Source organism: Caballeronia sp. INML1 (genome assembly GCF_023631085.1).
GTDB lineage: Bacteria > Pseudomonadota > Gammaproteobacteria > Burkholderiales > Burkholderiaceae > Caballeronia > Caballeronia turbans.
Map to the genome: position 1 here is coordinate 65,482 of NZ_JALQDT010000023.1, position 13,106 is coordinate 78,587.

Here is a 13,106-nt window from a genome sequence, read left to right on the forward strand (position 1 = left end):
AAAACGCGGCTTTTTTGCGTCTACGCGCCCGCTTTCAGATCGCGCAGGAAGTTGTCGCGCCAGACGGAGACGTTGTTGGCGCGAAGCTGCTGCATCATCTCGCCGTAGCGCGCCTTGCGTTCGTCGAGCGGCATCTCGAGCGCGGTGGCGAGCGCGTCGGCCATGCCGTCGATGTCGAGCGGATTGACGATGAGCGCGGCCGTCAGCTCGCGCGCCGCGCCCGCGAACTGCGACAGCACGAGCACGCCGGGATCGTCCGGATCCTGCGCAGAGACATACTCCTTCGCGACGAGATTCATGCCGTCGCGCAACGGCGTGACGAGGCCGACATGCGCCTCTCGGAACAGCGCGGCGAGCACCGGCCGCTCATACTGGCGATGGATATAGCGAATCGGCGTCCAGTCGAGCTCGGCATAGCGGCCGTTGATGCGGCCCGATTCCGCCTCGAGCTGGAAGCGCATGTCGCGATAGGCGTCGACATCGGAGCGTGTCGGCGGCGCGATCTGCAGGAACGACACGTTGTTGCGCTGATGCGAATCGTGCTCGATCAACCGCTCGAACGCGCGAAAACGTTCGACGAGGCCCTTCGAATAGTCCAGGCGATCGACGCTCATCACGAGCTTGCGATGGTGCAGCGTCGCCTTGACGATCTCGACGTCCCGCCCGCTTTCGCCGTCCTTCGCGAGCGCGGCGATCTCGTCGGGATAGACGCCGATCGGATACGCCGCCGCGCGAAGCGCATGGCCGAACGCGCGGACTTCGACCGGCTCGGCACCGTCGCGCCGCAGCGTGCCGCCCGTTTCCGTTTCGATGTATTCGCAAAACGCGCGCAGATCGGGCGCGGTCTGGAAGCCGAGCAGATCGAACGCGCAGAGCGCCTCCGCCAGCTCGCGATGGCGCGGCACGCTCAGCAGAATCTGCGGCGCCGGAAACGGAATATGCAGAAAGAAGCCGATGCGATTCTTCACGCCTAGCGCGCGCAGCGCCTGAGCGAACGGAATGAGGTGATAGTCGTGCACCCAGATCACATCGTCGGCTCTGAGCAGCGGCGCGAGCTGTTCGGCGAGCCAGCGGTTCACGCGGCAATAACCGTCGTATTCGTGGCGATCGAACTCGATCAGGTCCGGACGATAGTGAAACGCGGGCCACAACGTCGCGTTGGAAAAGCCGCGGTAGTACTGGTCGTAGTCGCGCCTCACGAGGCCGATGGTCGCGAAGGTCACCGGCCCGTGTTCTTCAAGCTTGATGCCCTCGGGATGAGACGCGAGCACGTCCCCGCTCCAGCCGAACCACATGCCGCCGGTTTCCTTCAGCGCGTCGTACACGCCGACTGCGAGACCGCCCGCTGCGGGGCCGCCTTCTGAAATCGGCGCGACGCGGTTCGAAACGATGATCAGCCGGCTCACGCGTGCTTCCCCGCCGTGCCCGCAATCACCTGCAACCAGTCCAGCAACAATTCGACCGATTCGATGCGCGCCCGCGCCACCGTCTCGCCCGGCCCGATCTTCACCGACAGCCCGTCGAACTCGTTGACGACCGCGAAGCCCTTCTCATCGGTGAGATCGTCGCCGATGAATACGGGCTTGCGGCCCGTGAACGGCGGCTCGCCCATGTAAGCGCGCACCGCGCGGCCCTTGTCGACGTCTTTCGGCTTGATCTCGTAGACCATCTTGCCCGGCTGCAGTACGTAGGCGTCCGCGTATTCAGCGACGAGCTTCTCCGTGGCCGCGCGCGCGGCCGGCTCGCGGTCGGGCGCGTTGCGGTAATGCAGCGCGAGTGCCGCGCCCTTGATTTCCAGCAACATGCCCGGATTCGCGTTGACGACCTTCTCGAGCGCGTGCTCCATGCGCAGCAGCCGCTCGTCGTTGAAACCGATGCGCTGGACGTCGCCGTTCGAATCGCGCCGTTCCGCGCCGTGCATGCCCGCGACGGGCAAGTCGGCCATCTGCAGGAACGAGTCGATATTGTCGATGCCGCGCCCCGACACGACCGCGACCGCGCCGTTGGTCGCGCGCCGGAGCGCTGCGAGGATGTCGGGCACCGAGCGCGGCACGAAGATGCCGTCGGGCGTGGAGGCGAGTTCGACGAGCGTGCCGTCGAAATCGAAGAAGAAAGCGGTCTCGGCAAGAGACAGGGAATCGGGAAGAGTGAGCATCGATCTTTGGCCTGTGGTTGCCTGTGATGTGGCGCGCGCCCGTTTCGAACGTCGCAATGCGTGCGCATCTTACCGCGCGAAAGCTTTCGTTTAAGAAAGGTCTTAGCTTACAGCCCTCGCCGTTGGTCCTTTCAGCGCGCCTGGGTCATGCGGCAAATCGTCTCAAAAATAGTCCGATCGCGACATGATGCGCTGGCGGCGCCGCGAAAGGCGTGTATTTTGCGACAGGAGTTCATACCGAATCATCCTGCAACGCACTTTCCGATGCACGCTTCGTTCCTCCATCCTCTCGCACGGTTCACGCGGCCCCGGCGCCTCATCGCCCTTCTTTCGCTGTGCGCGCTCGCCGCCTGCTCGAAGCCCGCCGAGCCGTGGCATCTGACCGATGTAGCGGGTCACTTGCCGGACCTGGACTTCTCGCTCGTCGACGATGCCGGCGCGCCCGTCACCGGACAGTCCTTCGCGGGCAAAACGACGCTCGTCTATTTCGGCTACACGCATTGCCCCGACGTCTGCCCCGAAACGATGGCGCGCCTCATGCAGGTGCTCCAGCGCGTGGGCGCGGACGCGGACAACACGCGCATCGTGTTCGTCTCGGTCGATCCGGCGCGCGATACGCCCGCACTCCTGCGCTCCTACGTGCGCGCCTTCGACGACAGGCATGCCGTCGGTCTGACAGGCACCGAACGCGCGATCGAATCGGTCGCGCAGCGTTATCGCATCGCGTATCAGATGGAAAAGCGCGACCCGAACGGCGAATACGAAGTCACGCATAGCTCGGCCGTCTATATCTTCGATGCCGCCGGCCACGCGCGCCTGCTCGCGACCGACCACGATTCCATCGACGCCATCGCGAACGATTTGAAGCGCGTGATTCACGCGAAGGACGCCTGACGATGACCACGCTTTTGTATTGGCTCGATCCGTGGGAGCCGTCACCGACGGTCGTGATCGCCGTGCTCGTCGCGGGGATGTTGTTCGCGCGCGGCGCCCGGCACGCGCGCGTGTCGATCTCGCGTCGCATTGCGTTCTGGTTCGGCCTGATCGCGCTCTATGTCGCGCTCCACACGCGGCTCGACTACTTCTTCGAGCATGAATTCTTCATGCATCGGCTGCAGCATCTGGTGCTGCATCATCTCGGGCCGTTCCTGATCGCTCTGTCGTATCCCGGTGCGGCATTGCGCGCGGGCGTTCCGTTCGCCTGGCGGCAACGCTGGCTGCGCCCGGCCGCGCAGACCCGAGCCGCGCGCATGTTCTTCGATATCGTGTTCAATCCCGCGATCGCGGTCGCGCTGTTCGTCGGGCTGATCTACTTCTGGCTGCTTTCACCGATCCACTTCAAGGCGATGCTCGATTATCGGCTCTACCGCGTGATGAACTGGAGCATGGTGATCGACGGTCTGCTCTTCTGGTGGCTGATTCTCGATCCGCGTCCGGCGCCGCCCGCGCGGCTCGCGCCCGGCAGACGCATACTCGTCGTGATCGCCGCCATTCCGCCGCAGATTATCCTCGGCGCTTATATCTTCTTCACGCCGCACGAGTTGTATCCGATCTACTCCATCTGCGGCCGCGCGTTCACATGGATCACGCCGATGCGCGATCAGCAGATCGGCGGGCTCTTGCTATGGATTCCGGGATCGATGATGAGCGTCATCGGCGCACTGATCGCGCTGCGTCACTGGCTGCGGCTGTCGGCGCGCTCGCGGCTAAGGAAGGAACGTGTCGGACGCGGCGCGGGCGCGCCGCTCACCGGCCCGAAGGCCACGACATCATGATTCGAAGCCAGGACGGCGCATCCATACGTGCGGAATGCCGTCTTCATCATGCAGCCCCGACGACGGCACGAAGCCGAACGCGCCGTAGAAGCGTTGCAAATGCGCTTGCGCGTGCAGGCTGATCGGCTGATCGGGCCATTGCTTCAGGATGTGCTCGAGCGCGCGCTCGAGCATCGTGTTGCCGAGCTTCATCTTGCGAAACCTGGCGGTCGTCAGCACCCGGCCGATGCGCACGTGCTTCTCGCTTTCGTCTGGATGGCCCGGCAACAGCACGCGCAGATAGCCCGCGAGTGCGGGACGCTCGTCGGCCTTGCCGTATGCGAGGAGGTGCCACGCATCGAGATCGAGTCCGTCGATGTCGCCATACACGCAATTCTGCTCGACGACGAACACGGCGCTACGCGCGGCGAGCATGTCGTAGACCTCGGCGGTCGTCAGGTCGTCGAAGCGCTTCCAGCGCCATTCGAGTTGAGAGAGTGGATCGGTCATTGGCGTTCGTGTGGCGGAAGTATGGCAATTATGCCGTGTCGTGCCGCGACGGGCGGGACGCAGAATCGGCTGAATACCGGCGGGCCGAAAAGAAAAAAGCCCTGACGGATCAGGGCTTTTCAAGTGGAGGCGCGGACCGGAGTCGAACCGGTCTAAACGGCTTTGCAGGCCGCTGCATAACCGCTTTGCTACCGCGCCAAAAGCGGTTTTGGTGCATGCCGGCGATCATGCCGGCTGTGCCACCAAACAAAAAGGGAAGCTTGGCTTCCCCTTTGACTGGAGCGGGAGACGAGTCTCGAACTCGCGACCTCAACCTTGGCAAGGTTGCGCTCTACCAACTGAGCTACTCCCGCACTATCCTGCAACGCTAAACTGCCAGTTTCCGATGCCTCGCTGCGCTTGCCAATTCAGCGCCGATGACATCGAAACTTTCAAAATCTGGAGCGGGAGACGAGTCTCGAACTCGCGACCTCAACCTTGGCAAGGTTGCGCTCTACCAACTGAGCTACTCCCGCATTTGCTACTGCTCTCTTTTGCTCTCGTTTCGCTTGTTGCGTCGCGCCGTGCATCAGAGAAACGAGATTATGTAGAAGCCAAAGAGGGCTGTCAACTGTTTTGTGAGAGGAATTTATGGGTTCGACGCAATTTTTTGCAATGATCGCTACGATCCCTCACAGCATGCCGCCGCGCTCACGAATCTGAGGCCACGCGAGCTTCATGTAGTAGAGCATCGACCAGACGGTGAGAAACGCCGCGACGTAGATGAGCCACAAGCCCCACACGCGCGTGTCGATGATCCAGGGCGTGCCGGCGATCTTGAGCGGCCCGTAAAACAGCAGCATCGGAATGGCGACCATCTGGCATACGGTCTTGAACTTGCCGAGCTGATTCACCGCAACGCTCTTCGATGCGCCGATCTGCGCCATCCATTCGCGCAGCGCGGAAATCGTGATCTCGCGGCCGACGATGATGAGCGCGATCACCGCATTCAGCCGCGACAACTGCACGAGCACGAGCAGCGCGGCGGTGACCATCAGCTTGTCGGCGACCGGATCGAGGAACGCGCCGAACGAAGACGTCTGATTGAGCTTGCGCGCAAGAAAGCCGTCGAACCAGTCGGTGAGCGCCGCGAGTACGAAAATGATCATGCCGAGCAGGTTGCGATGCTCCGGGCTCATCATCATGTCCGGCAAATAGAACACGCCCACCACGAGTGGAATCAGCACGATTCGCAGCCACGTCAGGAAGATCGGTAGATTGAACGGCATGGGCGAAAGCGGTTGAGGGACGTGTAAGGAAGCCGACATTGTGCCGCGTCGACCCCGCGCTCACAAGGCGGCACGCCGTGCGGCAGGCGCTTGCGGCTCAATGCAACTGACGATAAATCTGCTGCGCCAGCGCCAGCGAAATGCCTTCGACGCTCGCCAGGTCTTCGACGCTCGCCGCCTGCACGCCGCGCAATCCGCCGAATCGCGAAAGCAGCCGCTGACGCCGTTTCGCACCGACGCCCTCCAGTTCTTCCAACCGCGATGTCTGGCGCGCTTTCGCCCGCTTCGCGCGCATGCCGGTGATGGCGAAGCGGTGCGCCTCGTCGCGGATCTGCGCGACGAGCATCAGCGCCGCGCTTTCCTTGCCGAGCTCGAGCGGAGCACGGCCATCGGCGAACACCAGCGTTTCGAGGCCCACCTTGCGCCCTTCCCCTTTCGCAACACCGACCAGCATGCCGTGATCCAGCCCGAGCTCCGAGAAAACTTGCCGCGCGATCTCGACCTGCCCTTTTCCGCCGTCGATCAGCACGATGTTGGGCAGCGTGCCGCCCGCAGCCACGGGTTCGGCGGCATCGGGCGTGACGTTGGGGTCGGCGGCATCGTCGGGTTGCAGGGTCGTCGCTTCGTCGTTTGCATTCGCGGCGGCCTGCGCGACCATCTTCTCGTAGCGGCGCGTGAGCACCTGGCGCATCGCGGCGTAGTCGTCGCCGGGCGTGATGCCGTTGATGTTGTAGCGCCGGTATTCGCCCGACTGCATCTTGTGATGGTGATACACGACGCACGATGCCTGCGTCGCCTCGCCCATCGTATGACTGATGTCGAAGCACTCGATGCGCAGTTGCGCGAGATCGTCCATCTCCATGGAAAGCGTCTGGGCAAGCGAGCGCGTGCGCGCCTGCTGCGACCCCTGCTCCGACAGAAGACGCGCGAGCGCGAGCTTTGCATTGTTTTCGGCCATGGAGAGCCACGCGCGCTTCTGTCCCTGCGGCTGACGCAGCAGCGTGACCTTGTGGCCCGCTTGTTCCATCAGCAGATCGACGAGCTCGCGGCTCGACGGCGCATGACTCACGACGAGCACCGGCGGCACGCGATTGCCGATGTAATGCTGCGCCATGAAGGCTTCGAGCACCTCGGACTCGAGCGCGCCTTCGCGCGGTTCAGGCTCGGCTTCGGCTTCAGATTCCAATGCGGCTTGCACCGTCTCGAGGCTCGTCTGCGTGAACGATTCGGCGGCCCGCGCATCCTGTTCGGCTGCCTGCACGATTGCTTCGACATCGGCGGGCGCTGCGTCGGCGGGCGTGGCGGGGGCCGCTTCCGCAACGTCGGCAAGCTCGGGCAGATCGTCTTCATCGTCCAGCGCCATCGCGCTTTCGACGTGCGCCGGGAAATACGCCTTGTCGCCGAGATGCCGCCCGCCGCGCACCATCGCGAGATTCACGCAGACCTTGCCGCCGAGCGCGACGACCGCGAGGATATCGACGTCGCTCTCGCCGCCGACTTCGATCGCCTGCTGATGGAGCACGGTCGACAGCGAGCTCATCTGATTGCGCACCGCCGCGGCCTGCTCGAACTTCAGATCGGCGGCGAACGCGTGCATCTTCTGTTCCAGTTCCTTCATCACTTCGCCCTGCCGCCCGAGCAAGAAGCGCGATGCGTTCGACACGTCGCGGGCGTAATCCTCTTCCGTGATGAGCCCCGTGCACGGCGCCGTGCAGCGCCCGATCTGATGCAGGAGGCACGGCCGCGTGCGGTTGCTGAAGACCGAGTCCTCGCAGGTGCGCAGCTGGAATACGCGCTGCAGGATCTGGATGCTCTCGCGCACCGCCCACGCGCTCGGAAACGGGCCGAAGTACTGGTTTTTCTTGTCGACCGCGCCGCGGTAGTAGGCCATGCGCGGAAACGTGTGGCCCGTGAGCTTGAGGAACGGATACGACTTGTCGTCGCGAAAAAGAATGTTGTAGCGCGGCGCGAGCGCCTTGATGAGATTGTTCTCGAGCAGCAGCGCTTCCGCTTCCGAACGCGTGACAGTCGTCTCGATCTTGCGGATGCGCGTCACCATCATCGCGATGCGCGGCGAATGCAGCGTCTTCGTGAAGTAGCTCGACACGCGCTTTTTCAGATTGCGCGCCTTGCCGACGTAGAGCACGTTGCCATCGCCGTCGTAATAGCGGTACACGCCGGGCAGATGCGGCAGTTGGGCGAGCGTCTTTTTCGGGTCGAAATCCGGTTGGGGGGCGTCGGTGTCAGTCATGCAGCAAGGGGGCGGAAAAGCATAGGCACGGCGGTGAGCCGTGCCGGGCGCGTTATCTGTCGGGTAGCCCGACTTTCTTGCGAAAGCCGGGCCCCCCGAGAACCGTACGTGCGAGTTTCCCCGCATACGGCTCAAATCTACAAACAAAGTTCTGTCTACGACAGAACCGGCTTAGTTACAACTAGTTTTCCAGCGTGCACTTGCCGGTGGCAGTGCGGGTGAAGCAGCGCCCGGTTGGACAAGGCGTCGGTGCCGCCATGCATCCGATAGTCCAGATGATGGTCGTGCCAACCCGTTTCGTCCGTCAAGGCACAGCCACAATGCGCGCATAGCCCGCCTTGTGACAGATATAGCGCGGCCCACTGCTTTCGGTAACGCATCTGTTCCCACATGCGCCCCTGCCGCAAGGTCTCGCCATACTGCTCCCACTTCGGATCAAAAGGATTGAACTCGCCCTTGATCCTCGTGTGCCATTTGATAGCTGTACCGCTAAGCTGGTACAACTCATTCAGCCCCCAACTGCCGTCCTCGCGCTCCGTGCGAACGGCAAACACCCAATTCCGGGCACCGACAGAGTGAAAGTACTTCTGCTTCACCCATACAGCGCTCTTCTGCGGATGCCTCCGCTTCGACCACCGCCAGAGCTTCCGAAAAATCAGATGCTCCATCCGGCTGTACGTCTGCTTGGCCGAGACCGGATGGTGATACTGCGCCCATCCGCGCAACATCGGGTTCAGCAGTTGGACCAGAACCTCCTGCTTTACCGTTTTGTTGCCGCTGATCGTTTCCGCCACCTTGCGATAAAACGCTTGCGCGTTTTTCTTGCTCGGCTTGATGAGCAGCTTTCCCGAGTACCTCCGGAAATTCCACCCAAGGAAATCGAAGCCTTCATCAATGTGGGTGATCCGCGTTTTTGCCTCTGACAGTTGCAGGCCTCGAACAGCAAGGAATGCTTCCACCCAAGGCCTGACCTCGTTTTCCAGAATCTCTTTCGAGTCGCCGGTGATCACGAAGTCATCCGCGTATCGCACCACATTCACTTTCAGCTTCTTTGCCTTTGCGATCCCGAATTTCGCACCGAGGTGCGCAATCAGTTCACGCTCCAGCCCGTTCAGCGTCACGTTTGCCAGCGTCGGGGAGATGATGCCTCCCTGCGGCGTACCGGCCTCAGTCGCCTGTAGCTGCCCCTTGTAAATCAGGCCAGCCTTCAACCACTTTCGGAGAATTTCCCTGTCCATGGGGACATGGTTTTCCAGCCAATCGTGGTTGATGTGGTCAAAGCAGCCTTTGATATCCGCTTCCAGTACCCATCGGGACGAATTCCTCCGGGACGTGCAAGCTCGTACCTGACCCATAGCGTCAGCCGTTGAACGATTGATCCGGAACCCATACGAGTTCGGGTCGCTCGTCGACTCTGCTACCGGCTCCAAAGCCAGCAGATATAAGGCTTGCATCGCCCTGTCCCGCATGGTCGGAATGCCCAAAGGACGCTCCTTTCCATTGGCCTTGGGGATAAAAACTCTCCGTAATGGCAAAGGCTTATATCCGCGCCGCTTCAACCTGCCGATGGCTTCCCACCGGCTCTCAGGCGAGTCCCACAGTTCGCAATCGACTCCAGCCGTTCGCGCACCCTGGTTCTGCGTAACACGTCGTATCGCATACAGCTTCGCGGACAACGTGCGAGTCAGCATCCGTTGCAGGGCTTTCACCCTGCGCCAGTCACCTTCCCGCGTCGCCTTCGCAATTCGAATCTGCATCCCTCTCACGTTCCGCTCAACTTTCCGCCAATTGACGGCATTCCAGTTGACAGGCGCGTGGGAAAGCGCAGATCCGGTCTTTCGACCAGATACTTTCATGCTGCTCTCCTACTTGGAAAAAGTCCCCAGGCAGAAGGCGCATCTCCCCAGAGGGGCAGACACACCCCTCTAGGGAACAACAGACACCTCAATAGGAGCGCGTGCGCCCCTATCTCGGACAAACACCTCAGTACGGGCGCATGCACCCGTACCTGACCAAGTTACAGAGGGTAGTCAGCCGCCTTGCGACGGTAGACCAGACGGAAGTCTGCCCGCTTTCGCGTGGGATAATGTCTCAACCCCTATCCGTGCCATTACAGCCCGGCATTCGCTTTTTCCGTCCTCCCATACCCGCATGATCAACAACGTTCCTTACGGTCCGTCTGCCAGCCGTACAGCGCTGGCGACCATACGGGCTTACCACGTTCCCGGCATGTCACACGACTGACGTAGGTTCTGCCTATCCCCCGGTGGTGCTGTAACGACGTAGCCCAAATTCTAAGTGGGCTATCCGACCACGTACCGTTTTGGTTAGAGCCCGATGTTTCAAGCAGCTTTGGCTCCTCACTGGTAACGAGGTTTATCAGCAGTTCACTTACATTAACCTTATCAGCCAGCCTAGCTCCTCGACCCCCTCGCTGCTGGGAGTCTCCGAACAATCCCCTCACGGGAACGGTCCGCCCGATACCTCCGGGGGCTACATTGTCCGAGGAGCTTCACACCCCACCGTTGCCAGTGACGCATGTCCTCGTAGGCTACTGCTGGTCGTACAGCAGGTTCACTGCCCTCCCCCAAACTGCAGGTCGGGCCGAACAATGACATCCCGAGCTTTCGCTCGTATCGTGTAGCGGGTTCACCACACTAGGCGGCGAACGCTGCAAACAACACTCCGCTTTGTCAGCGGAAGTGAAGCCGCTGACTGGGCGGAATCTGGTGATAACCAGACTAATGCAACACGTTTCACGGCCAAGCTGCACCGCGGTTCGTTCCATCCAGGAGTGGCCGAAACCACCCCTACTACAAGGGCGCGGCCCACAAGGGGGCCGCCTGCGGAGGGTAGAGCGACCAAAACCGAAGTCTCAGGCGATATCCCTCTAGTCGATGCCTCTTAACGCGAGGCCCACGGACACGAGCGTGCGTGTCGCACTAGAATCGCCAGTTTAGAACATTACGCCGCGCGCCTTCGTCCTCATGACTACCCATCCCGCCGCCCCGGAACTCGCCTGCGACATCTTCTGCGCGGTGGTCGACAATTTCGGCGACATCGGCGTCTGCTGGCGTCTCGCGCGCCAGTTGCACGCGGAGCACGGCTGGCGCGTGCGTCTTTGCGTCGACGATCTGCAGGTCTTTCATGCGCTCTGCCCGGAGGTCGACGCAACACTTTCGCGTCAGGATGCGATGGGGGTCACGATCGAGCACTGGCACGACCCATCGCACGCGGGCGACACGCTCGCCATTCCGGATGTCGTGATCGAGGCGTTCGCGTGCGAGCTGCCGCACGCGTACATCGCCGCGATGGCGCGCCGCGACCCGAAGCCCGTCTGGATCAATCTCGAATACCTGAGCGGCGAGGACTGGGTCGCGGATTTCCACCTGCGGCCGTCTCCGCACCCGCGCTATCCGCTCGACAAGAGCTTCTTTTTCCCGGGCCTCGGCAAGGGCACGGGCGGCGTGCTGAAGGAGCGCAATCTTGATACGCGCCGCGAGCAGTTCGATGCCGATGTCTGGTGGCGCGAGCGAGTCGACGTCGAGCGGCCGGGCGACGGTGAAACGGTCGTGTCCCTCTTCGCCTATGAAAATCCGGCGGTCGACGCGCTTCTCGCGCAATGGCGCGACGGCGATGCGCCAGTCGTCCTGCTCGTGCCTGAAGGCCGCGTTTCCGGCGCACTCGCGCGGTTTTTCGGCCTGCCCAGGTTCGCGGCCGGCATGTCGGCGCGCGCGGGCGCGCTGCGGGCGCACGCGCTCGGCTTCGTCGAGCAGCCTCGCTTCGACGAACTGCTCTGGGCCGCCGACATCAACTTCGTGCGAGGCGAGGATTCCTTCGTGCGTGCCCAATGGGCGAACAAGCCGTTCGTCTGGCATATCTACCCGCAAGCCGACGACGCCCACGTGCCGAAGCTCGACGCCGCCCTCGCGCATTACACGCGCACGCTCGACCCGTCCGCCCGCGACGCCGTCGCGCGTTTCTGGCACGCGTGGAACGGCGCGGGCGTGCCGGACTGGGCCGATTTCTGGCGTCATCGAGCGAAGCTGGAGACGTGCGCGGCGCGTTGGGCGAAGGAACTGGCGGTCGTCGGCGATCTGGCGGGCAATCTCGTCGCACATGTTGCGTCGCGCCTCGTGCGATGAGCATCGCGTCGCGCGTTCCAAGGCGCGCCATGCGACTGGCCAAATAAGCAAAAACTCAGTTAAAATAAGCGGTTATCCGAGGAAGCAGGTCGCAGTTCCAGCATTTCGCCGCATGGGCCGGCTCAAACGCAAGTCCCTCCCTCGTTAGCAGAACTCTCGCACGGCGGCGGCAAAATACCGGCAGCGCCGCCGTCCGATCGATTCATTCCAGGCATTCAAGCCAAATCCTTTCGTACAGGACCTAGTTTTATGAAGACCGCACAAGAACTCCGCGTCGGCAACGTCGTCATGATCGGCAACGATGCCATGGTCGTGCAGCGCGCCGAGTACAACAAATCGGGCCGCAACGCCGCGGTCGTGAAGATGAAGTTCAAGAACCTGCTGACGGCAGCCGGCATGGAAACCGTCTACAAGGCGGACGACAAATTCGACGTCGTCGTGCTCGACCGCAAGGAAGTGACGTACTCGTACTTCGCGGACCCGATGTACGTCTTCATGGACGCTGACTACAACCAGTTCGAAGTCGAAGCCGAAATGATGGGCGACGCGCTCAACTACCTCGAAGACGGCATGGCGTGCGAAGTCGTGTTCTACAACGAGAAGGCCATCTCGGTCGAACTGCCGACCACGCTGGTTCGCGAAATCGTCTACACCGAACCGGCCGTCAAGGGCGACACGTCGTCGGGCAAGGTCCTGAAGAACGCCAAGCTGAACACCGGTTTCGAGCTGCAAGTGCCGCTCTTCTGCAACATCGGCGACAAGATCGAAATCGACACCCGCACGAACGAATACCGCAGCCGCGCGTAAGCCTCGCGCAACTGCATCGTTAGCTGAGCGGTGCAAAAACGCGTCGCCGCCCAGCAGCAAAAAAGCGCCCCATCGCGGGCTAATGCCGTTCAGTTAAGGTCTTTTCTTAGATAACGAACGGTGTACCGTTTAGGGCGGGATTTGACGACCCGGTCGCATGCGCGTCCGGGTCGTTTTTCGTTGGGGAGAGACTTGAGCCTTTCGCGCAGGCGCTGA

The 13,106-nt window shown here is 62.1% G+C and carries 10 protein-coding genes and 3 tRNA genes; 4 read left to right on the forward strand and 9 right to left on the reverse strand.

The window, feature by feature from the left end; translation table 11 throughout:
- Positions 1-20: 20 nt before the first annotated feature.
- Entirely contained in the window at positions 21-1,406 is a 1,386-nt protein-coding gene (gene otsA, locus NCR38_RS09265) for an alpha,alpha-trehalose-phosphate synthase (UDP-forming) (protein WP_250476874.1), read from the reverse strand.
- Positions 1,403-2,155, reverse strand: a complete 753-nt coding sequence (otsB, locus tag NCR38_RS09270; protein ID WP_061120990.1) for a trehalose-phosphatase — start codon at positions 2,153-2,155, stop codon at positions 1,403-1,405. The genes otsA and otsB overlap by 4 nt, the downstream gene beginning before the upstream one ends.
- A gap of 264 nt (positions 2,156-2,419) precedes the next feature.
- On the opposite strand from otsB, the gene NCR38_RS09275 reads away from it, so the two are divergent.
- Both NCR38_RS09275 and NCR38_RS09280 read left to right on the forward strand, forming a co-directional pair.
- A complete protein-coding gene (locus NCR38_RS09275; protein ID WP_061120991.1) occupies positions 2,420-3,049 on the forward strand; it encodes an SCO family protein in 630 nt (209 codons plus the stop codon).
- A gap of 2 nt (positions 3,050-3,051) precedes the next feature.
- Positions 3,052-3,930, forward strand: coding sequence for a cytochrome c oxidase assembly protein (locus NCR38_RS09280; protein ID WP_250476875.1), 879 nt, complete (start codon positions 3,052-3,054; stop codon positions 3,928-3,930).
- On the opposite strand, the gene NCR38_RS09285 is transcribed toward NCR38_RS09280, so the two are convergent.
- The 7 genes from NCR38_RS09285 to ltrA form a co-directional block, all read right to left on the reverse strand.
- Positions 3,925-4,419, reverse strand: a complete 495-nt coding sequence (locus NCR38_RS09285) for a GNAT family N-acetyltransferase (protein ID WP_061120993.1) — start codon at positions 4,417-4,419, stop codon at positions 3,925-3,927. The two genes, NCR38_RS09280 and NCR38_RS09285, sit on opposite strands and share 6 nt — an antisense overlap.
- 124 nt (positions 4,420-4,543) lie before the next feature.
- Positions 4,544-4,617, reverse strand: a tRNA-Cys gene (locus tag NCR38_RS09290).
- Positions 4,618-4,696: 79 nt separating this feature from the next.
- Positions 4,697-4,772: transfer RNA gene (locus tag NCR38_RS09295), tRNA-Gly, on the reverse strand.
- 86 nt (positions 4,773-4,858) lie between these two features.
- A tRNA-Gly gene (locus NCR38_RS09300) sits at positions 4,859-4,934 on the reverse strand.
- 156 nt (positions 4,935-5,090) lie between these two features.
- Positions 5,091-5,687, reverse strand: coding sequence for a CDP-diacylglycerol--glycerol-3-phosphate 3-phosphatidyltransferase (pgsA, locus tag NCR38_RS09305; RefSeq protein ID WP_061120994.1), 597 nt, complete (start codon positions 5,685-5,687; stop codon positions 5,091-5,093).
- 97 nt (positions 5,688-5,784) lie between these two features.
- The gene (gene uvrC / locus NCR38_RS09310) at positions 5,785-7,938 is read right to left on the reverse strand and encodes an excinuclease ABC subunit UvrC (protein WP_250476876.1); all 2,154 of its coding nucleotides are present in this window, start codon (positions 7,936-7,938) and stop codon (positions 5,785-5,787) included.
- Between the two features lie 155 nt (positions 7,939-8,093).
- Positions 8,094-9,794, reverse strand: a complete 1,701-nt coding sequence (gene ltrA, locus NCR38_RS09315; RefSeq protein WP_250476877.1) for a group II intron reverse transcriptase/maturase — start codon at positions 9,792-9,794, stop codon at positions 8,094-8,096.
- A gap of 1,131 nt (positions 9,795-10,925) precedes the next feature.
- Here ltrA and earP point away from each other — a divergent pair.
- Positions 10,926-12,083, forward strand: a complete 1,158-nt coding sequence (earP, locus tag NCR38_RS09320) for an elongation factor P maturation arginine rhamnosyltransferase EarP (protein ID WP_250476878.1) — start codon at positions 10,926-10,928, stop codon at positions 12,081-12,083.
- 249 nt (positions 12,084-12,332) lie between these two features.
- Positions 12,333-12,890, forward strand: coding sequence for an elongation factor P (gene efp, locus NCR38_RS09325; RefSeq protein ID WP_061120998.1), 558 nt, complete (start codon positions 12,333-12,335; stop codon positions 12,888-12,890).
- The last annotated feature ends 216 nt before the right edge of the window (positions 12,891-13,106 follow it).

What these genes read in the sequence shown, in the direction of transcription:
- efp (WP_061120998.1), top strand. Translation starts at nt 12,333, where the DNA reads ATGAAGACCGCACAAGAACTCCGCGTCGGCAACGTCGTCATGATCGGC.
- NCR38_RS09285 (WP_061120993.1), bottom strand. Translation starts at nt 4,419, where the DNA reads ATGACCGATCCACTCTCTCAACTCGAATGGCGCTGGAAGCGCTTCGAC.
- NCR38_RS09275 (WP_061120991.1), top strand. Translation starts at nt 2,420, where the DNA reads ATGCACGCTTCGTTCCTCCATCCTCTCGCACGGTTCACGCGGCCCCGG.
- NCR38_RS09280 (WP_250476875.1), top strand. Translation starts at nt 3,052, where the DNA reads ATGACCACGCTTTTGTATTGGCTCGATCCGTGGGAGCCGTCACCGACG.
- earP (WP_250476878.1), top strand. Translation starts at nt 10,926, where the DNA reads ATGACTACCCATCCCGCCGCCCCGGAACTCGCCTGCGACATCTTCTGC.
- uvrC (WP_250476876.1), bottom strand. Translation starts at nt 7,938, where the DNA reads ATGACTGACACCGACGCCCCCCAACCGGATTTCGACCCGAAAAAGACG.
- pgsA (WP_061120994.1), bottom strand. Translation starts at nt 5,687, where the DNA reads ATGCCGTTCAATCTACCGATCTTCCTGACGTGGCTGCGAATCGTGCTG.
- ltrA (WP_250476877.1), bottom strand. Translation starts at nt 9,794, where the DNA reads ATGAAAGTATCTGGTCGAAAGACCGGATCTGCGCTTTCCCACGCGCCT.
- otsB (WP_061120990.1), bottom strand. Translation starts at nt 2,155, where the DNA reads ATGCTCACTCTTCCCGATTCCCTGTCTCTTGCCGAGACCGCTTTCTTC.